We start from the raw sequence: 21120 nt of genomic DNA on the forward strand, positions 1-21120 counted from the left end.
ACGCCGGCCAGCAGCTCGGCGACGGGGCGCCGCTTCAGCTCGTGGCCGTCGGCGGCGCGGTGCCGCTGTTCACGGACGGCGGCGAGGTAGGCGGGTACGTCATCGGGGTCGGCGTCGGGGATCTCCGGGGGGAGGCCGGGGCCTTGGATGTCGGCGGCGGTGTCGGCGCGTGCTTTGGTGACGGCGTTGCGGATGTCGGCGGGCATGATCCACCGGGTTTCGGTGGCGTAGTGCGCGGCGACGGCTGCCTTGGCGTCTTGGTAGTCGATGTCGTGGAGGATGGTGTGCCAGGCGAGGGCGTCGGATTTGCCGACGGTGCGGCGGTCGAAGGCGGCGGCGAAGCCGAGGAGTTCCGCGGTCTGCGACGGGGTCACCGGGTCACCTCGACGCCATCGAGCTTCGCGACGGTCGGGCACGGCCACTCGTAGCGGTCGGGCCGCCAGGACGGGCCGTCCTCGGTCTCACAGTTGCCGCAGACAGTGCCGAGGTGCTGACGGCCGCACAGGTACTCGCCGCCCTCCTCGGACTCACAGTGGTCGTCGCCGTAGCCCTCGCTGTCAGGGTCGCAGCCGCAGTCCTCGGCGAGCCGGTAGATGTCCTGCCGGGAGTGCTCAAACCGGATGATCAGCTCCGGGTGGTTGCGCTCGGCGCTGAAGCGGATGCGGGCGAGGATCTGCTCAGCGGTCTCGTCTTTCAGCGGGGTGATGTTGAGGGCCTGCCAGGCGACGGCCTCGGCGGCGCGCACTCGGCGGCTGAGCATCTGGTGGCCGATGCGGTTCAGCTCTTCGTGGAGCGTGGTCATGCGGTGTTCCCTTCTTCGAGGGCGCGGAGTTCGGCAGCGACGTCGAGGGCCTGCTGCACCCGCTGATCGGTGGTGGACATGCGGCGGGCCGCCGGCTGGCCGGGTAGGGCGATGACGTTTCCGGGGCGGGCGGCGTAGCCGCGTTGTGCGGCGCGTTGGGCGTCGTCGCGAATCCACTTCTGCCAGGCGTCGGGCCAGCTCTTTCGGCGGGCGCCGGTGGAGCGGTAGTGGGAGACGAACTGGGCGGTGGAGTGGTCGACGTCGAGCACCGGATAGGTGGCGTGGGCCCAGCGGCGCATGGAGTCGGTGAGCTGGAAGCCGTCAACCTCGATTGGGGTGGGCGCGAGGTCGTCAAGATCAGCCGGCCTACTACCGGTAGCTTCCCCACCTACATCAGCCCCGTCGTAGTTATGGGAGGGGAGGGGAGGGGAGGGGACAACCGTCGCACCCTCATGGGTGTCACGCTGTGACAGACCGTCCTGACCTGCGGCGCTATCCTCAAACAGGGGTGCATTTTCGTCGCAGTTTGGCTGCGAACTGCGCGCACTCTGGCGCGAGTTTGAGCTCAGATTCGCCGCAGAATCACGCGCGTTCCGGTTCGCGCGGGCCGTGTCCCGACCCCGCTGCTGCCGCTTCCGGGCCGCCTCCCGCGCGGCTTCGATCTGCGCGCGGGACTTGTTGTAGTCGAGGTAGTCGTGGATGTAGTAGCCGTCGACGGCCGGCTGCGGGCAGCGAGGGCAGCCGTGGCCGGGCTCGTGAAGCATGCCGACGGTGATCAGCTTGCGGATCGTGGCCGCAGTTCCGTAGTCCCGGACGATGTCGCCGTCCAGGTGCCCCTCAGTGAGGTGCTTGGTGGCGTGTACGCCGAGCCGGACGAAGAGGCCGACGGCGGCGTTACCCACCTTGCGCACCTTGGGGTGCGAGTCGAACCCGTCATCGAGGGCGAACCAGGCCATGAAGCGCTTCTCTCGTGCGTCGTGATCGGGGATTGGGCGCGCGGAACCAGGGCGCTTAGGGAGGTCTGTTCAACCCCTCCCCGCTGTAGCTATCATAGCTAAGAACGCTAAGAGAGACGAGAGAGCTAAGGGAGCTACCATGACCATCACGGCCATCAGCAGTTACGCTGAGCCCATGAGTGAGAGGCCGACCGTCCACCGCAACCAGATCGCCGAGGCACGCAACGTCCTGGGCGAGGTGATCGCCCGTGCTCGCTTCGCCGGCGAGCCGACGATTCTGGTGAACCGGGGCAAGGAAGCGGCCGTGATCGTCAGCCACGACTTCTACGAGCAGGCCCTCCGCGACCGGGCGCTCATCGAGGCCCTGGAGCAGCGGGCGGAGGAAGAGCTGGCCGGCGAAAAGTCGGACACCCGCATCAAGGGCGGCTACCTGCGCGCAGCGCTGGGCACAGCCCGGGAGGACGTGAACGCCGCGTTGAACATCACCGAGTCGTGACACCGTTCCCCTCCCCTTCTCTCCGGGCCCCGCGCCGTGCTGGTGCGGGGCTCTGCTGTATGCGTGACGGTGGATCAAGGTTTGTGCGCTCTGACCTGCGAAGAAAGGCCCGAGGAGGGTCATTTCAGGGGTCATTTCGCAGCGGCCACGGACTCGAAATTTCAGCCGAAATGACAGTGATTGCCGGGTATGAAGCCCGGTCTGCTTCCGGGCGGAGAGCTGAAATGACCCCGGCAATGACCCTCCTTGCATGTTTCGGTGCAGGTCATGGGTGGGTCTCCTCGGTCACGGGCCCGTGGTCGGCGACGAGGACCCGCCAGCGGATGTAGTGCGAGCCGGTGCACGTCCAGCGGGTGCCGCTGCGGGTCCAGCGGCGGCCGGTCCGGTCGGTGACCGCGTGGACGCCGGCCGGGGCCTGGAAGCTGCCGGGCCCGTCTGGGCGCCAGGAGCGGGCGGCCATCAGGCGACCCTCCCGGCCTGCGCCGCGCGGGTGCCGCGCCACACCGCCACGGCGCTCTTCTCGCCCGTCGGCCGGCTGGACCGGTCGAAGCCGCAGTGCTCGGCGACGCCGTCACGGGCGAGGGACTGTGTGAAGTTCCCCCAGTCGGCACGCGGGTTGGGCGGTTCGGGGAGCTGGTGCTCGTCGGCGATCTCGTAGCAGGTCCAGCGGCGTCCGGTCCGGCACACGGCGACGTAGTAGGGCCGCACGGTGTCGACCCACGTGTGGTAGTCGAGCACCGGCGCGGGCACGCTGCCGTCGAGGGCGGGTTGTATCGGGGCGGTCATCGGGGTCTCCTCTCAGCGGTAGCGGTAGATCGTGTGGACGCTGACCCCGTACTCCGCGGCGAGGGCCTGCGGGGATTCGTTGGCGGCGAGGCGGCGGCAGATCTCGTCCCGCTGGGCGGGCGTGACCTTCGACGGCTTGTGCCCGGGCGGGGTGCGGCCGCCGTTGTTCCAGGCGCGCTGCTGGTCGGTGGCCATCAGAAGACGTCCTCCAGGGCGTCGGCGACGGCGCGGACGCCGTACTGGCCGAACCAGACGACGGCCGCGGCGGCGAGGCCGACGAGCAGCAGCCACGGCACCGAGGTGGTGAACAGGCGGGTGATGCCACCCGCAACGACGGCGGCGGCGAGGCCGGCCAGGAAGCGGATCATCGGGACTCCTCGGTGGGTTTCACGGCGGCCAGGGGCCGCTTGTCGCGGGCGGTCGGGGTACGAGGCGGGAGCGGGGTCGCCCAGTCGCGGGGCCGGCCCGGGCCGGGCGGTACCTCGGGCAGGCCCTTCAGGGCGTTCGGGGTGTGGGCCGGGCAGCGCATGCCTGGCAGGAAGTGGCGGACCTGATCGGTGCTGCGGCAGTACCGTTGCTCAGCACCGATCCAGTGATCGCAGGCCATCAGGCCGCGTCGACCTCGGGCGTCATCCTGTGACGCTCCGCCGTGTCAGCGATGTGTTCCGGGCGCACGCACTCCGGGGTGCCGCACGTCGACCGCAGAATTCCCGTAGCTGGCCGGCCGCGGCCCACCAGGAACGCGACCTGCTTCGGTGTGTACGTGCGGCCCTGGAACTTGGCCTTGTTCGGGCCGGTCCAGGTGAGGTGGTCACCGAACGCCGCGATGGTGTTGATCTCGAACAGCCACGCTAGGGTGCGGGGTTCCTTCGGCTGGCGGGCGTACCGCGACCGCTCGGTGAGTTCCTCGGTGGTCAGCTGGCGGCGCACGGCCTGACGGCGGAGACTGCGGCGCTCGTCCTCGTTGAGGCCGCCATACACGCCGAACTGGATGTCCTCGTCCAGGGCGAACTGCAGGCACTGCTCGACCACCGGGCAGCTGCGGCAGACGGCCTTCGCGGTCTCCTCGCTGAGGGCGCTGAAGAAGATCCCCGGGTCTACGTCCTGGCAGGCGGCGCGGGTCCGCCAGTCCGTCTTGCGCGCGGTGTCGGGGACGCTGCCGGTGTAGTTGCTCACGCTGCTGCCTTCCTGTCGGTAGCGGCCTTGGGCCGGTAGTTCGCTGCGGTGTTCGCCTTCCGGCACGGCCCGCACGTCGCCTCGCCGTTCCGCCGGTGGCGCAGATAGCCGGCCGTGGTGCCGCAGTCGGCCTGCTCGGCGCGGATCCGAGCGTCGGTGAGGTGGTCGGCGCGGTAGCAGTTCCTGCCGCACGTGCGCCGCAAGGGGCCCTCGGGTTCACGGCCGTGCCCGACTGCGAAGGCGACACGCAGGGCGGTGTACTGGACGCCCTGGAACCGGATCTGCTTGGCGCCGTACCAGATGACGTGACCGTCGTCGGTGCGGACGGTGCGACGCGCGAAGGCCTCGGCGAGCGTCTTGGGCGGTTCCTCGTGCGCGGTAGCACGCTTCGCCGGCTTCGGTGTCCGCGCGGGTGCAGGCGCAGCGGGCTTGGGCAGGACTCCGGTGTTGGCGATCTTTCGCCGCTCCTCGGGCCGCAGGCCCCCGCGGATCCCCCACTCGGTGTCACCGGTGGCGAGCGCGTCGAGCAGGCATTCCTTCCACACGGAGCAGCCGCGGCAGATGGCCTTGGCGCGCTCGATCTCGGTCTTGTTGTTGTCGGGGAACATGGCGTCAGGGCTGATGTTGTCGGCGCGGCAGGCGGCGTGCTGGTGCCAGGTCGTGGTGGTGGCGATGTGGCTGTGGTCGGGCATCACGCTGCTCCGAAGATCGCGGTGAACTGGGTGCGGAGTTGGTCGCGCATCGGCTGGTCCTCGACATGCCGCGGGTGGACGCACTCGCGGAGTCCGCAGCCGGCCATCACGTGCCCCTCAGGTTCGCGGCCGTGGGCGATACGGAAGGCGAGGCGGCGGGCGGAGTGCTCGGCGCCCTGGTGCTTGAGGACGGGGTGGATGCCCTCGCGGTGGAAGCCGTGCCAGAGCAGGTGGCCGTCCGTGGTGGGCTGGGTGCGGGCGGCCCACGCCTGTTCGAGGGAGACGACAGCGTGCTGGTAGCGGGGCAGTTCCAAGTCGGCGCGGATCCGGGCCACCCGCATGGGGCTGGTGCGCAGGGTCCGGCCGATGTACTTGTCCGAGCGGCCCTCCTGGAGGAGGGCGATGACGTCGGCGCGGGGGGCCTTCGGACGAGGCGGCATCAGACAGCCACCCCCGCGGCGAGTTCGTCCAGCGTCAGCTCGACGTACGGCTGCCGGGCGCCCGGACGGTCCTTGCGGGCGGTGAGCCGCCAGTAACGGCGGCCCCGGGTCAGCTGCTCGGCGAGCACCGGCACCGCGCCGACCATCTGCGCGAGGTCCCACAGCGCGTTCCACTCCGCCGGCGGGAGGGCACCGGACCGCTTGCACTGGACGAACAGGATCTGACCCGGCTTGATCGCGACCAGGTCCACCTTGCTCTTCGAGCCGGCGGTGCGGAGTACCTCGTAGCCCTCCTCACGGAGGTGGGTGCGGACGCGGTGCTCCAGGTCCCGACCGCGGTGGTAGGCGGAGCGCGGCTTCGTCGGGGTGGTCACTGCGCACCCGCCTTCCGGCGCTCGCGGTAGTCGCGCTGGGCGTTCGCGCTCGCGACACGGCAGAGCAAGCAGCGGCACCCGTAGTTGTTGTAGGTGCTGCGCTTCCCGTGACCAGCGCGGTCGGCGCCCGACGGGTCCAGGCGGCGGCGCGCGTTCGCGGCGCTCTGGTAGACCCGGTTGGCGTCGCGGCAGGCGGGGCAGCGGCAGCCGGCCTTGTAGGTGTTGACGTGCCCGTGAGGCAACTTGAGGATGGTCACTGGACCCCCTTGTGCTGGTTGCGGACGGCGGCGTTGAGCCGGTCGAGGCCGGCGGCGAGCTGCGGATCGGCGGCGATGACGTCTTCGAGGTGGGCGTCGACCTCTTCCCACAGCCGGTTGCCGGCCGGGCCGAAGTCGTCGCGGCGGGCCCGCCAGCGGCAGGCGAGGGCGCTGATCCCGGAGCAGACGAGCACCGCGGTGAGGATCGTGACGATCGCGGCGAGGAGCAGGCCGTAGGCCCAGGCGGCGCCGATGATCCGCTGCTCGATGTCGTGGAGGCTCACCACTCACCCCCGAGGAGGTGGCCGGCGTCGCAGCGGAGCGTCGTACCGTGCACGGTCGCCGTCGTCGTCCCCGCGCACGCCGGGCAGTGCACCCACTGCTGCACGGTGGCGGCGCCGTACTCCCGGCGGTGCCGACCCCGCACCGGAGCCGGGCGGACAGCCCAGCGCACCGCGACGGTCGCGACGACGAGGGAGCCCATCAGGGAGGCGGCACCGAGGGTGATCTCCGGGGTCATGACGCCACCCCCGGCACGGTCTGGAGCGCGGCGAGCTGCTCGCGGAGCTGGGTCAGCTCGTGCTCCTGGTGCATGTTCGCGCGGTGCAGCTCCAGGACCCGCTCGTCCAGCGCCTTCCGGGCCCTCTCCGACAGGGCCAACTGCTGCACCAGCCGGGCGTCACCGGTCGCGGGCTGCACCGGGACCGGGCTGTCGGGGTGCTCGTCGCGGTCGTGAGCGAGCTGGGCTTGCAGGCGCGTGATCGCGGTCTTCTGGTTCTCGACCTGCTGCTCGGCTTCCTGCCGGCGCTTCGACTCACCGGCGAGGCTGCGGCGGAGGTCGTTGTACTTGGCCAGGGTCACGAACATCACTGGCCCTCCTTCCTGGAGCGCGGGATCAGGGGCCAGGCCGGGTCACAGGCCGCGGTCGGCTTCGTGCGGCGCAGGTACTCCTGCAGTCCCGCCTGCTGCTCCGCTCGCCACGCCTTCTGCGCGGCGTACAGCTGTTTCGGGCCCATCTCGTCGAGCTGCGGGTAGCGGCGGTACAGCTCGTCGGCGATGCCGAGTGCGGCGGTGGCGTCGGCGTCCGCTGTGTGCCAGTCGGTCAGCGTGACGCCGTAGTGCTCGGCGACGGTCTGCAGCTTCCGGGAGCCCTTGCGGTACCGGTCGCACTGCTTGTCGATAACGAGGGGGTCCAGCAGTGTGTACGGCTCGTCCATGTGGATGCGGTCGATGACCGGGCGCAGGCCGTGCCGCTGCAGTTCGTGGTGCAGGACGGACCAGTCGTAAGCGGTGTTGTAGGCGACGATCGGCATGCCGTAGTCGATGGCCTTGGCGATCGTGTCGGCGATCTCATCGAGCGCCGACCGCGGGTCCTGGCCGTCGGCCATCGCCCGCTCGTCGTCCACTCCGTGGATGGCGGTCGTCTCGGGGGGAATGGGCACTCCCGGGTTGATCAGCCACGTCTGCACCCGGTCGGCTCCGCCACCGCCGCGCCCGACAAGAGCTGCGGTGACGATCCGGGCCTCGGTCGGATCGGTCGACGTGGTCTCCGTATCCCAGGCCAGGCGACGAACCTGCAAGAAGCTCATGCCGATGTCTCCTTCGCAATGCCCTGCTGCTTCCGGGCGCGCCACTCGGCAGTTCGCGCAGTGCGGCAGGCGCGGCACTTACCTCGGCCGGAGCGGGGGTCCGTGTAGGTGTTCTCGTCCGTCATGGCGTGGCCGGCGCCGCACTCGGTCAGGGGAGGCGGGGACTTCCGCTTCCTGCGGTTGAGCGCCTGTTCACGCGGGGTTGCCCAACGGCAATTCCCGGGCGCGTAAGGACCGTCGTTGTCGATGCGGTCGATGCTGCGGCCCTGGGGTCGCGGCCCCATATCGGCATAGAAGCTCTCGAAGGAGTTCCGCCACCGCTCGCAGATGGTGATGCCGCGGCCACCGTAATTGGGGTAGTTGGGGTCATTCGGGTTGGTCGTTCGGGCGAGGATGCCGCTCCAGATCTTGAACTCGGTGGTGCGGGTCATCCCGTGGGTAACGTGCACGGCGCGGGAGCGCTCTTCCACAAGGCACCCACACGATTGGGTCTCGCCCCAGTGCTTGAGGTTGACCGTCTTCTCTGTTCCGCAGTCGCAGCGCACGTGGATCGTCTGGTCGGTGGTGTTCCGCTCGGCTGTGACGACGAGCCGACCTACTCGCTCGCCGACGGCGATGACGCGAACCCTCATTCCGCACCACCGGCAGTCAGCTCCGGGAGGATGGCCGCGGTGAGGCGGCCCTCGCGCCAGGCCTGCATGACCTGGTCTCGGCCGTCCTTCTTGAAGCGGACGGAGTGGGTGCGCGCGCGGGCCGGGGCGATGGCGACGCCGGGGACCTCGTGGATGACGCCGGTCTCCGGGTCGGCGTACTCGGCGGCGCCGGCCGCGGTCATCTGCTTGAGCAGCCGGTCCGTGAATGCGGGTCGGACGGCGGTGATGAAGCGGCGCTCGACCTCAGTGGCGTAGTGGTCGCGGACCCAGGCGGTGTAGGCCTCCTCGTCCACGACCTTGGCCGCGGCTTCGCCGGAGGAGAGGCTGACGGTGGCGATGTCGGGGCCGTCGGGGAGGGTGACGGCGACCTGGCGGACGCCGGTGGTTTCGGCGGCGGATTCTAGGGCGGTGCGGGTCTCGGCGCGGGCGGCCTTGTACTCGGCTTCCACGACGTCGAGGAGCGTTTTCAGCGCGGCCTCGCGCGCTGCTGCTTCCTTCAGGTTCATCTTCGTGGTCTCCTTGGGCGGGGCCGTCCTGCCTGCTGTGAACGGGCAGGACGGCCTCAACTTGTGGCGGTCAGGCGGCGGAGCCGGTGAGGATCGCGGTCATCTCGCGCAGTTGCTGTGCGCCGGCCTGGGCGATGGGCAGGCCGTAGGAGCGCTCGAACTCCTCGTCGAGGTTGTCGAGTCCGGCGTTCGCGGCGGCGGCGCGGAGGGCACGTTCGGCGGCGTCGGCTTCGGTCTCGCCCTCCGCGACGACCTCGGCTTCGGTGACCTCGTCGGCCGCAGCTTCCGGCTGCTGCTCGGCGGCGGCCTTCTCCTTGCCGATCGCAACGATCTCGTTCAGCACGTGCGCCGGGGCCCCGGCCTGCTTCGCCGCCTGCCACACCCCGCGGACCGCGTTCGCGTCGGCGGCCTCGGTCGCCTCGTTGATGAAGTCCCGGCCACCGGACAGGTCGCCCTCCGCCTCGGCGTACCCCTCGGCCTGCCGCACCGATTGCAGATGCCGGGCCGGGGCGGGGTTGTCGGCCTGCGCCATCTCCTCAGCCGTGTACACCCCGGCCAGGTCGTGCGGGAACGCCTTCCGCAGCGCGAGCGCCTCGGCGCACTTGCCCAGCTGGCCGGCGGGCATCTTCGCCCACAGACCGATCGGCTTGCCGTCCCGGTTCGTCTGGACGTACTCGCGGTACAGGGCCACCGCCGAGAACCGCAGCCCGTCCCGGAGGACAGTCACCTTCGCCGCGGCCGGCGGCTCCTCGGCAAGCCAGACGTCCCGCCACTGACCTGAGGCGTCGCACCACAAGGTGTCCTCGTAGCCGTAGCTGCCGCGCGACTTGGCGGCAGCGCGGCGGGCAACAACGCGGTACCCGTCGATGCCGGTCTGCGGCGTGTAGACCTCGCGTCCGGCCCGCTTGTCCCACCGGCCGATCAGGTAGATCTGCCGGGAGAACGGGTCCAGGCCGGTGCGCTGGCAGAGATGCAGGAACCCGTCGAGTTCGGCGCGGGTGACGGTGTCGCCGATGCCGGACTGCCGCAGGACGACGGCCTGTTGCTCAGTCCACTGGGTTTGGTCGGGGCGGATGGCGAGGGCTCCCGCCGTCTGCACGAGTTCAGCGCTCACGGGCGCACGTCCTTCCTGAGGGTGTAGAAGCGGTCGTTCACCGGACCGTGCTCGGCGAGCTGGCCGTGACGGGCGAGGTACTGGAGATCGCGGCGGGCGGTCGTCCGGGACGGGCCCCAGCCGTTGGCCCGGTACAGGGCCATGACCTCGCCGGTACGGACCTCGTGCGGCTGCTCGCGGATGGTGTCGAGGAGCCGGGTACGGCGCTGCTGGGCGGTGCTCACGCGGCACCTCCGGGCGTCCATCCCGGGTAGTTGCTGTCGCACGAGCAGGCCTTGGGGTGCTCGCAGGCGAGGCGGGTGAACGCGGTCTCGACGTCGATCTCCGCGGGGTCCATCTGGTGGCGGGCCTCGGCGGCGATGCCCTCGGCGAGACGCTGCTGCCGAGCGATGAGCGCCGTAATCTCAGGCTGAAGCGCGGTCATCGGACCTCACCGCCCATGTACCTGATGTAGACCCGGTGCTCGCCGAACATCGTCTGAGACTCGGTCTCGAACCGGCCGTCGGCGAAGTGACGGCGAAGCCCGCGGCGGATCTCGTAGGCGGTCTGCCGCATTACGCCGGACGTGTCGTACCTGCCCAGCAGCGCCCACTTACCGGGGCGCGCCTTGAGCGCGTTGACGAGGGCGTCCAGTGACTCGTCGGAGCGGAGCGCCTGGTGAGCGGGCTCCTCGAATCGGATGATGGTCTTCACGACGCCCTCCGGTCCTGCTGGGTGGGGACGGAGCGGGGGGTGGCGATCTCGGCGAGCCGGTCACGGAGCCGGCCGACCTGCGCGCCGTACACGGGGATCAGCCCGTCACCCGCGTACTCTGCGAGCATCTGCACCATCCGCGCGTCGAACTCGTGCCGGGCGTGGGAGTCGCGGCCCTGATGGACAGCGGAGCGCAGCAGCTCAGCCATGTCCTTCAGCTCCTCGACCAGGCCCTCGGGGTCCTCGTCGGCGGCGCTGATCAGCTCGGTGAACACGGCCTTGAACAGGAACGAGCTGATGTCCAGTTCACAGCCGGACGGGGTGACGTTGACGCGGATCGGGAACGGCCCGTCCACGGGAGTGGTGTTCATCGGGTGGCCTTTCGGCGATGGCGGCCAGCAGCCGCAGAAGAAGAAGGAGAGACGGGAAGGTGGCCGGTCCGCGCCCAATGCGGGACACGCGGCCCAGGCGGCGTACGACGGCGGGACACACGCGGCACGCTCGGACCACCAACGGCCCACTGCACAAGCCACAGCGCGAGGAACCCGAACGCCGTACCCAGCAGCCACATCACGGGGCGACACCCGGCTCGGGCTCACGCAGGGCCTGCGTCGGCGTGAGCAACCGCGTCAGCCGGTCCGCCGCACGCTGCGCCACCGTCACGTCCGCGAGCGCCTCGTTCGTCGCGTGCCGCTCCGCGAGCAGCGCGGCCACCCGGGCACGCGCCTCCCGACGCCCGCGCTGCGCCGACCTCAGCGCCAACCTCAGCCGCGCGGTCTCCAGTTCCTCCTCGTAGAGGGACAGGTTCGCGCCGGTCAGGTCGTCGTACGCCTTGTCCAGTAGCCGCTGCAGCCCGCCGGAGATACCGTGCTCTCGCTTCAGCTCGCCGACCGCGCGCTCAGCCACCTGCACCGCGTCCGACGACACCGACGCCAGATCCGCCGCAGCCTCCGGCGACATCAGCAAGCCCGCCGACTCCAACGCCAACGCGATCCCCGCCGGCGTCCGGTTCTGCTGCATCGCGGCCAAGATGACGCCGGCCGCGCTGTTCACGCTGCGGGTGTTCATGCCGCCACCTGCCCCTGCTGCGGGGCGAACTCAGCGTGGACCTGCTCGATCGCCGCGAGGTACTGCTCCTGCTGCCACGGCCGCCACCGAGCCCAATCCGGGCCGAAGTAGTCCATGAAGTCCTGGTCCACCTCCGCGAGGCGGGCCTCCTCCAGGTCCTCCGCACGGACCATCCGCAGCGCACTCACGACGCCACCTCGTTCGCGTCCGCAGCCGCCTCCAGCACCGCCACGGCACTCTCGGTCGTCCGGCCCTCCGCGTCGCCCCAGGCGTCGACGTGCTCCTCCAGGGAGTCGATGTCGCCGTACTCCGGGCCGTCGTTCAGGCGCAGCGCCAGCACGCCGATCGCCTCGTCCGCGAGCATCGACCACGTGTGCGGGTCACCCGACACCGCGCACTTCAGCGCGGCCACGATGCTCATCGGCCGCAGCGCGTGCGGGATGCACATCTCCCGGTCGAACGGGTCCGGGACGTAGTCGCCCTGCCACAGGCCGTTCGCCGCAATGATCCGCGCGGCAGCCCGGAACACTGCCGGGACGGTCGTCGGCCGCGCCTGCGGCGACTGATGCAGCGGCATCACCCTGCTGCGGGTCTGCAATGATGTGGCCATCGGTGGCCTCTCCTTCTGTGATTCGTAGGGGCGCCGAGTCGTGGGGTCGTCCGGGCCGGCAAGCAACGGGCGGCCCTTCGGCGCGTTCAGGGGTTGATCAGGAGCCGGAGGCCGGCGTCTTGGTGCGCGAGCGGCGGGGCCGGTAGCCGGAGGTCGGGCTGCGGCGGCCGGCGCGCTTGTCCTTGCGGTTGCGGTGCAGCTCGGCGATCTCGGCGAGGTCGGAGTCGCTGAACAGGAGCCGGTTCGGGTAGCGGTGGCAGGGCCAGCCGTGCAGGTTGACGCCGTCGCGGAGGACCTTCTCCCCCTTGGTGGTGGGGTCGTCGGCGTCGCGGAGCTTCAGCCGGACCGCGGCCTCGGCGACCGTGTAGAAGTTCTCCAGAACCCGCGGCTCAGCCGGGGTCTTGCGGGTGCGGGCGGGGCTCGCCGTCGTGGCGGGCATGGCTCTCCTTTCCGTGCTGCTCTTCGGGTGGGGTGAGGAGCGAGCGGTCGTCTTCCTGGATCTGGAGGGCGGTGCGCAGGCGCTTGTACGTGGGGGGCCGCATGTCGCTTCGGTCGCCGTTTTCGAGCTGGGTCACGTAGGGCCTGCTGATCTGGGCGAGTTCGGCGAGTTGGGCCTGGGTGAGCCCGAGCTTCATGCGGAGGGTGCGGATGGCCGCCCCTTCCACCTGGAAGGTGGGTTGGGGTCTCTCCATGCCATTGAAGGTAGCGCAAGAATCTAGATGCAACTAGATGTACTCATGAGTAACTTACGAGTGTGTATAGATGGCCATAGCTTTGCGGCAGACAACCGGCCCGTCACCCCGCGTATCCGGCCATGCATATAGGTGCGTATAGCGGTAGCTAGAGGTAGCTGCCATCATGTCGACATGACGCCCCCCAGCGATCAGGCCGCTCTCCACCGCCAGCGACTCGCCAACCTGGTGGCGCAGCGCCGTGCCCAGCTAGGCCTGAAAAAGCAGGAAGCCGCCGAGACCTGCGGCATCGCCTACATGACGTACTGGAAGATTGAGGACGCCCAACCAGTCCGAGCCTCCAGCTACGCCAAGGTCGAGGTCGGCTTCGGCATGCGCGCCGGCTCCTGCAAAGCGGTCCTCGACGGCTCCGCCGACAGCGTTGTCCTTGAGGACGGCACCGAGTTGATCGAGGGCGGGCAGATCACCCGGCTCGACGCAGACGCCCTCGCGGCCGGACTGCCCGACGCCGTGACGCGCTCCGCGATGCTGGTCGCGCCAGAACTGACCGGACGCCAGATCCAGGCACTAAATGAAGAGATTGTGCAGGAGTTGCGAAGGCGCGGTCTGGTGCCGTAGCCCACATGAACTGGGGACTTCAGGCCTACAACCTTTTTACCGTTACTGGATCGTGACCTTCCGGGGTTGGTGAATCCTCAATCACCACTACCCGCACAGGGGTTCCTCGTGTCAGGCTTCAAGTCCACCTGAGGGGTTCACCCAGAGACGGGGGGAACACCTATGGCAACGATCATCACGTACGACGCACCCGGCTTCACCGCGCGGGTAACCGAAACGGCGCGAGGCATCGTCTGCATCCTGGCCACCGCCACAGCCACCGACCGGGTGATTCAGGCACGCGTAAGGCGGCTGATGGCAGGCCAGGGAATCGACTGCACCACCTGCGCCGAATGCCCCGTCGGGCAAGCGGCAAGCACGGCAGAGTAGGAGCAGTCAGCACGCGGAGGCCGGCGGCAGGGGTGCTACGCCGGCACATCCGCGGTTCAACCAGCAGGACGCATCGGGGGTCACGCATGCCCTACGTAGAGGTGCGCGGCAACAGCATCCGCGTGAAGTGGTGGAACGGGCAGTACAAGCTCGACGCCGACGGGAAGCCCACCAACAAGAAGCTGTACGACAGCGCCTCCGGCCCGGCACCCGGAGTCAAGTTCGCCGATGAGCACGAGGCTTACACCTACGGTCTCGACCGCGAATATGAGCAACGGCACGGCAAGGGGGTGCGTCGCGCCGACGCCTCGACCCTCATGTCCCAGTACATCTGGATGTGGTTCGACGCCACGGATGTCCGGCACAACTCCACCCGGACATACAGATCCATCCTCCGGTCAGTCATCGAACCGTACTGGGGAAGTCGACCCGTTGGCGACATTACGCCCATCGAGTACGACGTATGGAAACGCGGGATCACGGACCAGTACTCAGAGAACTACGCCGGCCAAATCACCGGCATCTTCAAAATGCTCATGGAGGATGCCGTCACCAAGTACCGGCTACGGGCCGACTCGCCCATCATCGAACAGCGGCGCCGCGGACGATACAAGAAACGGCAAGTGGCACGCGTCAAAACGGAGCTGCCATTCGAGGCGGTACACCAGCTCGCCTCAAACGCCCACACCGTGTGGGGCTTCACTGGCTGGACGTTCATCTGGACGCTGGCCTTCACCGGCATGCGGCCACCCGGCGAGATGGTCGGCTTCCAGCGCGGCTTCGCTTCGCCTAACTGGCCAGGCACTGACCCTGTGCCGTCGCGCGGCCGTGAGGCGGCAAAGCGGTACAAGGGAATGCATGCGCTTCGGGTGCAGCACCAGGCGTACTACGTGGACAGCGTGCCGACCCTGGCCGGGCCGAAGTACGACAGCTACAGGACATTGGTCATCCCACCATTCCTGCATGAGATGCATAAAGCGCTGCTGGCCTCTCATTCATCGCCGTGGGTGTTCCCGGCAATGAGCGGCAAGCACCTGCTGTCGACCCCGTTCACCGACTCGTATTGGAAACCGATCCGAGATGGCGCTGAGGAACGCAAGCCGCAGGGGCGGTGGAAGTCGCGGTATGCGCGTCCGAAGATTCCAGCGGTGCCGGAGATGGCTGGGCAGGACATCTACCGGTTGCGGCACTGGCACAGGGAGCTGCTGGACGAGCCTGGCGCGGACATCGCCCCGATCGCCAAGGAGGCCCGCATGGGGCACGAGGTGGCCGGCATGGAGGGCGTGTACAGCCGGGTGACGATCGGGATGGAGAGGCGGATCGTCACGTACCTTCAGACCGTGTGGGAGAAGAACGTGGTTGCGAAGGGCTTGTGGGTGCCTCCGTTTCCCATTCCTCTCCCATCATGCTCTGACGGGGAGGCGTTTCAGCAGTTCAGCGGCCTACCGGTGATTGGTCAACTGTGATCTCCGACATGACGCCACCGTAGGCGATGCCACTGACAGTGGCGCCGAGCCGCTACTTGGACAGCTCGGTCAGCTCCTGGCCGGAGTTCTTCGACGCCTGGCGGCGGATGCCGAACCAGCCGGCCACCAGCATGACGGCGATCAGCGGGATGAGCAGCAGGGTCTTGCGGCCCACCTCGGCGTCGTTCCACATCATGCCGAGGCAGACCAGCAGGAACGCGATGGTGGCGATCTCCGTGACCGGGCTGAACTTCAGCTGGAAGTGCGGCCGGTCCACCAGGCCCGCGCGGGCGCGGCGGACGAAGATCAGGTGGCAGATCATGATGATCACCCAGGTGCTGATGATGCCGAGCGAGGCGACGTTCAGCACGATCTCGAAGGCCTGGCTGGGCACCAGGTAGTTCAGGCCGACACCGAGCACGCAGACCGCGCAGGTCAGCAGGATGCCGCCGTAGGGCACCTGGCTGCGGTTCATGCGGGCGGTGAACTTCGGCGCCGAGCCGGCCATGGCCATCGAGCGCAGGATGCGGCCGGTGGAGTACAGGCCGGAGTTGAGCGAGGACATGGCGGCGGTCAGCACGACCAGGTTCATCACGTCGCCGGCCGCGGGCACGCCGATCTTGGACAGCACCGTGACGAACGGGCTCTGGTCGGCGGAGTACACGGAACCGGGCAGCAGCAGGGCGAGCAGCACGACGGAGCCCACGTAGAACAGGCCCACGCGCCACATGATCGAGTTCACCGCGCGCGGGACGATCTTCTCCGGCTCGGCGGTCTCGCCGGCGGCCACGCCGACCAGCTCCAGGGCCGCGTAGGCGAAGATCACGCCCTGCATGACCAGGACGACCGGCATCAGGCCGTGCGGGAAGACGCCGCCGTTGTCGGTGATGACGCTGAGGCCCGGCTTGCTGCCGCCGACGTCGTGCTGGGTGGCCAGCAGGAAGATGCCGATCAGCATGAAGCCGACGAGGGTGGCGACCTTGATGATCGCGAACCAGAACTCCATCTCACCGAAGATCTTCACCGAGATCAGGTTCACGGCGAGGACGACGGCGAGGGCGATCAGGGCCAGCACCCACTGGGGTATGGAGGTGAACAGGCTCCAGTAGTGCGTGTAGAGCGCGATCGCGGTGATGTCGGCGATGCCGGTGGTCGACCAGTTCAGGAAGTACATCCAGCCGGCGACGTAGGCGCCCTTCTCGCCGAGGAACTCGCGCGCGTACGACACGAAGGACCCGGAGGACGGGCGGTACAGGACCAGCTCGCCCAGGGCCCGGACGACGAAGAAGGCGAAGACGCCGCAGACCAGGTAGGCCAGGGCGAGGGCCGGGCCAGCGTTGTGCAGGCGTCCTCCGGCGCCCAGGAAGAGGCCGGTGCCGATGGCGCCGCCGATGGCGATCATGTTGACGTGGCGGGCCTTGAGGTCCTTGCTGTAACCGGCGTCGCCCGCGTCCGCGGGCGTCTGGGCCACCTGCGGGTGGGTGGTGACCGGTGCCGATTCCACGGCTTCCTTGCTCACGGGTGGTTCCACTTCCTGGTGCGCCCGGACCTCGTGGGCCCGGGGGTCGTGCAGGTCTTGGCCCGCACCACCCTCGTGTTGCGGCACAGACCAAGGCAGCAGCTTCCCAGAGGGATCAGCCGATATGCGGTGGTCCACGTCACAGAGCGGTTCTTCTCACACGCCGTCCACGGGCTCACCACGGGCTTCCCCGGGTTTCACACCATTGGTGAGACAGCGATACTGCTGCACATGACGACCGGTACCGATCAGACGCCGCTCACCATCGACGAGCTGGCCGCGCGGGCGGGCGTCACCGTCCGTACCGTCCGCTTCTACGGCAGCAAGGGGCTGCTCCCGCCGCCGGTGATCGGTCCGCGCCGGGTGGGTCACTACGGTCCCGGGCATGTGGCGCGCCTGGCGCTCATCGAGGAGCTCCAGCAGCAGGGCATGACCCTGGCGGCGATCGAGCGGTACCTGCGGCAGCTGCCGCCGGACCTCACCCCGCACGATCTGGCCATCCACCGGGCGGTGGTCGCGTCCTGGGCGCCGGACACGGTGGAGACGGTGTCGCGCCCGGAGCTGGAGCGGCGCGCGGGCCGTCCGCTCGGCGCGGAGGACCTGGAGCGGCTGGCGGCGATGAACGTCGTGGTGCCGGGTGACGGGGACACCTTCCGGGTGGACGCCGGGCTGCTCCGGCTCGGCGTCCAGCTCCTCGACGTACCGCTGTCGCAGGAGGCGATCCTCGCGGCGCGCAAGGTGCTCGTGGAGCACTCGCGCGCCGCGGCTCACGAACTCTCCCAGCTCCTGCGCGGCGAGGTGGAGGAGCGGGACGCCCGGGACGTGAAGTCCCTGTCGGCGCACATGCACCCCTTGGTGGTGCAGGCGCTGCTGACCACCTTCCAGCGATCGCTGCGGGAAGAGCTGAGCGAGTGGCTCACCGGCTCAGGAACGGGCTGAGTCGCTGAACGGCTCCCCCTTCTCCGCCTTCGCCACGAGCAGCGCGGGCGGGGTGAACCGCTCGCCGTAGCGCTCGGCCAGCTCGCGCGCGCGGGCCACGAATCCGGGCAGGCCCCCTTCGTAGCCGTTGATGTACTGGAGCACACCGCCGGTCCAGCCGGGGAAGCCGATGCCGAAGATCGAGCCGATGTTGGCGTCGGCGACGGAGGTGAGGACGCCCTCCTCCAGGAGGCGTACGGTGTCCAGCGCCTCGGCGAAGAGCATCCGCTCCTGCATGTCCCGGAACGGGATCTCGTACCCGGGCCTGGTGAAGTGCTCGCGCAGGCCCGGCCAGAGCCCCGCCCGCTTGCCGTCCTCGGTGTAGTCGTAGAAGCCCGCGCCGCCGCTGCGGCCGGTGCGGCCGAACTCGTCGACCATGCGGTCGATGACCGCCTCCGCCGGGTGCGCGGTCCAGGTGGCGCCGGACTCCTCCACGGCCCGCCTGGTCTCGTTGCGGATCTTCCGCGGCAGGGTGAGGGTCAGCTCGTCCATGAGGGAGAGCACCTTGGCCGGGTAGCCGGCCTGGGCGGCGGCCTGCTCCACGGAGGCGGGCTCGATGCCCTCGCCGACCATGGCGACGCCCTCGTTGATGAAGTGGCCGATCACCCGGGAGGTGAAGAAGCCGCGCGAGTCGTTGACGACGATCGGCGTCTTGTTGATCTGCCGGACCAGGTCGAAGGCGCGCGCGAGGGCCTCGTCGCCGGTGCGCTCGCCCTTGATGATCTCCACCAGCGGCATCTTGTCGACCGGGGAGAAGAAGTGCAGTCCGATGAAGTCGGCCTGGCGCTGCACGCCCTCGGCGAGCGTGGTGATGGGCAGCGTGGAGGTGTTGGAGCACAGCAGCGCGTCGGGGGCGACGACCTGTTCGATCTCCTGGAACACCTTGTGCTTGAGGGCGGTGTCCTCGAACACGGCCTCGATGACCGCGTCACAGCCCGCGAGGTCGGCCGCCTCGGCGGTGGGGGTGATCCGGGCCAGCAGCGCGTCCGCCTTCTCCTGGCTGGTGCGGCCCCGGGAGACGGCCTTGGCGCACAGCTTCTCGGAGTAGCCCTTGCCCTTGACGGCCGCCTCCAGGGAGACGTCCTTGAGGACGACGTCGATGCCCGCGCGGGCGCACGCGTAGGCGATGCCGGCGCCCATCATGCCGGCGCCGAGGACGGCCACCTTGCGGACCTGGCGGGGCTCGACGCCCTGGGGGCGGTTGGCGCCCGAGTTGACCGCCTGGAGGTCGAAGAAGAACGCCTGGATCATGTTCTTCGAGGTCTGGCCCGCGGCCAGTTCCACGAAGTAGCGGGCCTCGATGACCTGGGCCGTCTCGAAGTCGACCTGGGAGCCCTCGACGGCGGCGGCGAGGATGTTGCGCGGCGCCGGGTAGGGGGCGCCGTGGGTCTGCTTGCGCAGGTTGGCCGGGAACGCGGGCAGGTTCGCGGCGAACTTCGGGTGGGCCGGGGTGCCGCCGGGGATCTTGTAGCCGGGCTTGTCCCAGGGCTGCTGGGACTCGGGGTGGGCGTCGATGAAGGCCCGGGCCTTGGCGAGCAGTTCCTCGGGGGTGGCGGCGACCTCGTGGACGAGGCCGTTCTCCTGGGCGCGCCGCGCGTTGTACTGCTGGCCCTGGAGGAGCACCTTCAGCAGGGCGTCCGCGATGCCCAGCAGCCGGACGGTGCGCACGACTCCGCCGCCGCCGGGGAGCAGGCCGAGGGTGACCTCGGGGCAGCCGATCTTGGTGCCGGGGGTGTCGAGGGCCACCCGGTGGTGGCAGGCGAGGGCCAGTTCGAAACCGCCGCCGAGGGCCGCGCCGTTGATCGCGGCGACGACGGGCTTGCCGAGGGTCTCGATGCGGCGCAGGTTCCGCTTGATGGCGAGGCCGCCGTCGAACAGCTCCTGTGCGGTCTCGGGCGTGACCCGGATCAGGTCGCGCAGGTCGCCGCCCGCGAAGAAGGTCTTCTTCGCGGAGGTGACGATGATGCCCCGGATGGAGTCCCGCTCGGCCTCCAGCCGGTCGGTGATCACGGCGAGGGAGTCGCGGAACGCCTGGTTCATGGTGTTCGCGGACTGGTGGGGGTCGTCCAGGACGAGGGTGACGACACCGGTGTCGTCCTGCTCCCAGCGGATGGTGGTGCTCTCGGTCATGACAGTCGTCTCGTCTCCGTTGAGGTCTGCGGTCGCTCGGTTCCGCGGGGAGGTCAGATGCGCTCGACGATGGTGGCGATGCCCATGCCGCCGCCGACGCACAGCGTGGCGAGGCCGTAGCGCTTGTCCTGGCGCTCCAGCTCGTCGATGAGCGAGCCGAGGATCATGGCACCGGTGGCGCCGAGCGGGTGGCCGAGCGCGATGGCGCCGCCGTTGACGTTGACCTTGTCCAGGGACAGGCCCATGTCCTTCACGAAGCGCAGCACGACCGCGGCGAACGCCTCGTTGATCTCGACCAGGTCGATGTCGTCGATGGTGAGCCCGGCCTTCGCCAGGGCCTTGCGGGTGGCGGGGGCGGGGCCGGTGAGCATGATGGTCGGCTCGGAGCCGGAGACGGCCGCGGAGATGATCCGCGCGCGCGGAGTGAGGCCGTAGCGCTCGCCGACCTCCTTGGAGCCGATCGCGACCAGCGAGGCGCCGTCCACGATCCCGGAGGAGTTGCCCGCGTGGTGGACGTGGTCGATCTTCTCGACCCAGTGGTACTTCTGGAGCGCGACCGCGTCGAAGCCGCCCAGGTCGCCGATGTCCGCGAAGGACGGCTTGAGCTTGGCGAGGGAGTCGGCGGTGGTGCCGGGGCGCAGGTGCTCGTCGTGGTCGAGGACGACCAGGCCGTTGCGGTCCTTCACGGGGACCACGGAGCGGTCGAAGCGGCCCTCCTTCCAGGCGGTGGCGGCGCGCTCCTGGGACAGGGCCGCGTACTCGTCCACGTCCCGGCGGGAGAAGCCCTCGATGGTGGCGATCAGGTCGGCGCCGATGCCCTGCGGGACGAAGTTGACGGCGAGGTTGGTCATCGGGTCGTTGAACCAGGCGCCGCCGTCCGAGGCCATCGGGACCCGGGACATGGACTCGACGCCGCCCGCGAGGACCAGGTCCTCCCAGCCGGAGCGGACCTTGGCGGCGGCCAGGTTGACGGCCTCCAGGCCGGAGGCACAGAAGCGGTTCTCCTGCACGCCGGCGACCGTGTCCGGCAGTCCGGCGGCGATGGCGGCGATCCGGGCGATGTCGGAGCCCTGGTCGCCGACCGGGCCGACGACACCGAGCACGATGTCGTCGATCGCGGCCGGGTCCAGGCCGGG

37 protein-coding genes are annotated in these 21120 nt (G+C 69.6%); 5 read left to right on the plus strand and 32 right to left on the minus strand.

Going from position 1 to position 21120, the window contains the following annotated elements; genetic code table 11:
- The 3 genes from CCN44_RS22900 to CCN44_RS22910 all read right to left on the minus strand — a co-directional run.
- Positions 1 to 374, minus strand: a 374-nt coding sequence (locus CCN44_RS22900) for a hypothetical protein (protein WP_208639817.1), incomplete at its 3' end; no start/stop codon positions are given.
- A complete protein-coding gene (locus CCN44_RS22905; RefSeq protein ID WP_086699062.1) occupies positions 371 to 802 on the minus strand; it encodes a hypothetical protein in 432 nt (143 codons plus the stop codon). The genes CCN44_RS22905 and CCN44_RS22900, both read right to left, overlap by 4 nt.
- On the minus strand, positions 799 to 1758 hold the full coding sequence (locus CCN44_RS22910; protein ID WP_086699065.1) for a hypothetical protein: 960 nt from the start codon (positions 1756 to 1758) through the stop codon (positions 799 to 801). The genes CCN44_RS22905 and CCN44_RS22910 overlap by 4 nt, the downstream gene beginning before the upstream one ends.
- Positions 1759 to 1933: 175 nt before the next feature.
- Here CCN44_RS22910 and CCN44_RS22915 point away from each other — a divergent pair, with 175 nt between their 5' ends.
- Positions 1934 to 2254: a type II toxin-antitoxin system Phd/YefM family antitoxin gene (locus tag CCN44_RS22915; protein ID WP_158103137.1), complete on the plus strand. Its 321-nt coding sequence runs from the start codon at positions 1934 to 1936 to the stop codon at positions 2252 to 2254.
- Between the two features lie 265 nt (positions 2255 to 2519).
- Here the strand turns inward: CCN44_RS22915 and CCN44_RS22920 are convergent, their stop codons facing one another.
- The 26 genes from CCN44_RS22920 to CCN44_RS23030 form a co-directional block, all read right to left on the minus strand.
- Positions 2520 to 2714: a hypothetical protein gene (locus CCN44_RS22920; protein WP_086699070.1), complete on the minus strand. Its 195-nt coding sequence runs from the start codon at positions 2712 to 2714 to the stop codon at positions 2520 to 2522.
- Positions 2714 to 3040, minus strand: coding sequence for a hypothetical protein (locus CCN44_RS22925; RefSeq protein ID WP_086699073.1), 327 nt, complete (start codon positions 3038 to 3040; stop codon positions 2714 to 2716). Before CCN44_RS22925 ends, CCN44_RS22920 begins: the two co-directional genes overlap by 1 nt.
- A gap of 12 nt (positions 3041 to 3052) precedes the next feature.
- Positions 3053 to 3235 (minus strand): helix-turn-helix domain-containing protein, encoded by a 183-nt coding sequence (locus tag CCN44_RS22930; protein WP_086699077.1) that lies wholly within the window; start codon positions 3233 to 3235, stop codon positions 3053 to 3055.
- Complete coding sequence (locus tag CCN44_RS44505; RefSeq protein WP_158103138.1) at positions 3235 to 3408, minus strand: hypothetical protein; 174 nt, start codon at positions 3406 to 3408, stop codon at positions 3235 to 3237. The genes CCN44_RS22930 and CCN44_RS44505 overlap by 1 nt, the downstream gene beginning before the upstream one ends.
- Positions 3405 to 3569, minus strand: coding sequence for a hypothetical protein (locus CCN44_RS22935; protein ID WP_167404018.1), 165 nt, complete (start codon positions 3567 to 3569; stop codon positions 3405 to 3407). The genes CCN44_RS44505 and CCN44_RS22935 overlap by 4 nt, the downstream gene beginning before the upstream one ends.
- 77 nt (positions 3570 to 3646) lie before the next feature.
- On the minus strand, positions 3647 to 4216 hold the full coding sequence (locus tag CCN44_RS47855; protein ID WP_086699083.1) for a WhiB family transcriptional regulator: 570 nt from the start codon (positions 4214 to 4216) through the stop codon (positions 3647 to 3649).
- On the minus strand, positions 4213 to 4908 hold the full coding sequence (locus tag CCN44_RS22945; RefSeq protein WP_086699085.1) for a WhiB family transcriptional regulator: 696 nt from the start codon (positions 4906 to 4908) through the stop codon (positions 4213 to 4215). Before CCN44_RS22945 ends, CCN44_RS47855 begins: the two co-directional genes overlap by 4 nt.
- Positions 4908 to 5348, minus strand: coding sequence for a hypothetical protein (locus CCN44_RS22950; RefSeq protein ID WP_086699088.1), 441 nt, complete (start codon positions 5346 to 5348; stop codon positions 4908 to 4910). The genes CCN44_RS22945 and CCN44_RS22950 overlap by 1 nt, the downstream gene beginning before the upstream one ends.
- A complete protein-coding gene (locus tag CCN44_RS22955; RefSeq protein WP_086699090.1) occupies positions 5348 to 5722 on the minus strand; it encodes a restriction endonuclease in 375 nt (124 codons plus the stop codon). The genes CCN44_RS22950 and CCN44_RS22955 overlap by 1 nt, the downstream gene beginning before the upstream one ends.
- Entirely contained in the window at positions 5719 to 5979 is a 261-nt protein-coding gene (locus tag CCN44_RS22960; protein ID WP_086699093.1) for a hypothetical protein, read from the minus strand. Before CCN44_RS22960 ends, CCN44_RS22955 begins: the two co-directional genes overlap by 4 nt.
- On the minus strand, positions 5976 to 6263 hold the full coding sequence (locus CCN44_RS22965; RefSeq protein WP_086699095.1) for a hypothetical protein: 288 nt from the start codon (positions 6261 to 6263) through the stop codon (positions 5976 to 5978). Before CCN44_RS22965 ends, CCN44_RS22960 begins: the two co-directional genes overlap by 4 nt.
- Entirely contained in the window at positions 6260 to 6499 is a 240-nt protein-coding gene (locus tag CCN44_RS22970) for a hypothetical protein (RefSeq protein WP_086699098.1), read from the minus strand. The genes CCN44_RS22965 and CCN44_RS22970 overlap by 4 nt, the downstream gene beginning before the upstream one ends.
- The gene (locus CCN44_RS22975; protein WP_086699101.1) at positions 6496 to 6846 is read right to left on the minus strand and encodes a hypothetical protein; all 351 of its coding nucleotides are present in this window, start codon (positions 6844 to 6846) and stop codon (positions 6496 to 6498) included. Before CCN44_RS22975 ends, CCN44_RS22970 begins: the two co-directional genes overlap by 4 nt.
- Positions 6846 to 7568 (minus strand): exonuclease domain-containing protein, encoded by a 723-nt coding sequence (locus tag CCN44_RS22980; protein ID WP_086699104.1) that lies wholly within the window; start codon positions 7566 to 7568, stop codon positions 6846 to 6848. Before CCN44_RS22980 ends, CCN44_RS22975 begins: the two co-directional genes overlap by 1 nt.
- Positions 7565 to 8200, minus strand: coding sequence for a hypothetical protein (locus tag CCN44_RS22985; RefSeq protein ID WP_086699107.1), 636 nt, complete (start codon positions 8198 to 8200; stop codon positions 7565 to 7567). The genes CCN44_RS22980 and CCN44_RS22985 overlap by 4 nt, the downstream gene beginning before the upstream one ends.
- Positions 8197 to 8727 carry a hypothetical protein gene (locus CCN44_RS22990; protein ID WP_086699110.1) on the minus strand — a complete coding sequence of 177 codons (531 nt, stop codon included), beginning with the start codon at positions 8725 to 8727 and terminating at the stop codon, positions 8197 to 8199. The genes CCN44_RS22985 and CCN44_RS22990 overlap by 4 nt, the downstream gene beginning before the upstream one ends.
- Before the next feature lie 70 nt (positions 8728 to 8797).
- Positions 8798 to 9841, minus strand: coding sequence for a phage recombination protein Bet (bet, locus tag CCN44_RS22995; RefSeq protein ID WP_143649919.1), 1044 nt, complete (start codon positions 9839 to 9841; stop codon positions 8798 to 8800).
- Positions 9838 to 10065, minus strand: coding sequence for a DeoR family transcriptional regulator (locus CCN44_RS44080; RefSeq protein ID WP_143649921.1), 228 nt, complete (start codon positions 10063 to 10065; stop codon positions 9838 to 9840). Before CCN44_RS44080 ends, bet begins: the two co-directional genes overlap by 4 nt.
- Positions 10062 to 10265 carry a hypothetical protein gene (locus CCN44_RS43375; RefSeq protein WP_107502101.1) on the minus strand — a complete coding sequence of 68 codons (204 nt, stop codon included), beginning with the start codon at positions 10263 to 10265 and terminating at the stop codon, positions 10062 to 10064. Before CCN44_RS43375 ends, CCN44_RS44080 begins: the two co-directional genes overlap by 4 nt.
- Positions 10262 to 10534, minus strand: a complete 273-nt coding sequence (locus CCN44_RS23000; protein WP_086699117.1) for a hypothetical protein — start codon at positions 10532 to 10534, stop codon at positions 10262 to 10264. The genes CCN44_RS43375 and CCN44_RS23000 overlap by 4 nt, the downstream gene beginning before the upstream one ends.
- On the minus strand, positions 10531 to 10905 hold the full coding sequence (locus CCN44_RS23005) for a hypothetical protein (protein WP_086699120.1): 375 nt from the start codon (positions 10903 to 10905) through the stop codon (positions 10531 to 10533). The genes CCN44_RS23000 and CCN44_RS23005 overlap by 4 nt, the downstream gene beginning before the upstream one ends.
- Positions 10906 to 11104: 199 nt before the next feature.
- Positions 11105 to 11602 carry a hypothetical protein gene (locus CCN44_RS23010; RefSeq protein ID WP_086699123.1) on the minus strand — a complete coding sequence of 166 codons (498 nt, stop codon included), beginning with the start codon at positions 11600 to 11602 and terminating at the stop codon, positions 11105 to 11107.
- The gene (locus CCN44_RS23015) at positions 11599 to 11790 is read right to left on the minus strand and encodes a hypothetical protein (RefSeq protein ID WP_086699126.1); all 192 of its coding nucleotides are present in this window, start codon (positions 11788 to 11790) and stop codon (positions 11599 to 11601) included. The genes CCN44_RS23010 and CCN44_RS23015 overlap by 4 nt, the downstream gene beginning before the upstream one ends.
- Positions 11787 to 12212: a DUF6197 family protein gene (locus tag CCN44_RS23020; protein ID WP_143649923.1), complete on the minus strand. Its 426-nt coding sequence runs from the start codon at positions 12210 to 12212 to the stop codon at positions 11787 to 11789. The genes CCN44_RS23015 and CCN44_RS23020 overlap by 4 nt, the downstream gene beginning before the upstream one ends.
- Positions 12213 to 12309: 97 nt before the next feature.
- A complete protein-coding gene (locus tag CCN44_RS23025; RefSeq protein ID WP_086699132.1) occupies positions 12310 to 12651 on the minus strand; it encodes a hypothetical protein in 342 nt (113 codons plus the stop codon).
- Positions 12602 to 12904 (minus strand): helix-turn-helix domain-containing protein, encoded by a 303-nt coding sequence (locus tag CCN44_RS23030; protein ID WP_086699134.1) that lies wholly within the window; start codon positions 12902 to 12904, stop codon positions 12602 to 12604. Before CCN44_RS23030 ends, CCN44_RS23025 begins: the two co-directional genes overlap by 50 nt.
- 174 nt (positions 12905 to 13078) lie before the next feature.
- Between CCN44_RS23030 and CCN44_RS23035 the strand changes: the two genes are divergently transcribed.
- The 3 genes from CCN44_RS23035 to CCN44_RS23045 all read left to right on the plus strand — a co-directional run bounded on the left by CCN44_RS23035 (position 13079) and on the right by CCN44_RS23045 (position 15357).
- Entirely contained in the window at positions 13079 to 13522 is a 444-nt protein-coding gene (locus CCN44_RS23035) for a hypothetical protein (RefSeq protein ID WP_086699137.1), read from the plus strand.
- Positions 13523 to 13684: 162 nt separating this feature from the next.
- The gene (locus tag CCN44_RS44085; RefSeq protein WP_086699140.1) at positions 13685 to 13891 is read left to right on the plus strand and encodes a hypothetical protein; all 207 of its coding nucleotides are present in this window, start codon (positions 13685 to 13687) and stop codon (positions 13889 to 13891) included.
- Positions 13892 to 13977: 86 nt separating this feature from the next.
- On the plus strand, positions 13978 to 15357 hold the full coding sequence (locus CCN44_RS23045; protein ID WP_086699143.1) for a tyrosine-type recombinase/integrase: 1380 nt from the start codon (positions 13978 to 13980) through the stop codon (positions 15355 to 15357).
- Positions 15358 to 15409: 52 nt separating this feature from the next.
- Here CCN44_RS23045 and CCN44_RS23050 read toward each other — a convergent pair whose 3' ends face one another.
- On the minus strand, positions 15410 to 16876 hold the full coding sequence (locus tag CCN44_RS23050; protein WP_059254558.1) for an amino acid permease: 1467 nt from the start codon (positions 16874 to 16876) through the stop codon (positions 15410 to 15412).
- A gap of 231 nt (positions 16877 to 17107) precedes the next feature.
- Here CCN44_RS23050 and CCN44_RS23055 point away from each other — a divergent pair, with 231 nt between their 5' ends.
- On the plus strand, positions 17108 to 17815 hold the full coding sequence (locus CCN44_RS23055; RefSeq protein ID WP_059254556.1) for a MerR family transcriptional regulator: 708 nt from the start codon (positions 17108 to 17110) through the stop codon (positions 17813 to 17815).
- Here the strand turns inward: CCN44_RS23055 and CCN44_RS23060 are convergent.
- Together CCN44_RS23060 and CCN44_RS23065 are read right to left on the minus strand one after the other, a co-directional pair.
- Positions 17801 to 19984 carry a 3-hydroxyacyl-CoA dehydrogenase NAD-binding domain-containing protein gene (locus tag CCN44_RS23060; RefSeq protein WP_086699146.1) on the minus strand — a complete coding sequence of 728 codons (2184 nt, stop codon included), beginning with the start codon at positions 19982 to 19984 and terminating at the stop codon, positions 17801 to 17803. The two genes, CCN44_RS23055 and CCN44_RS23060, sit on opposite strands and share 15 nt — an antisense overlap.
- A 53-nt stretch (positions 19985 to 20037) precedes the next feature.
- On the minus strand, positions 20038 to 21120 hold a 1083-nt coding region (locus tag CCN44_RS23065), incomplete at its 5' end, for an acetyl-CoA C-acetyltransferase (RefSeq protein WP_086699149.1).

Source organism: Streptomyces tricolor (assembly GCF_002155905.1).
GTDB lineage: Bacteria > Actinomycetota > Actinomycetes > Streptomycetales > Streptomycetaceae > Streptomyces > Streptomyces tricolor.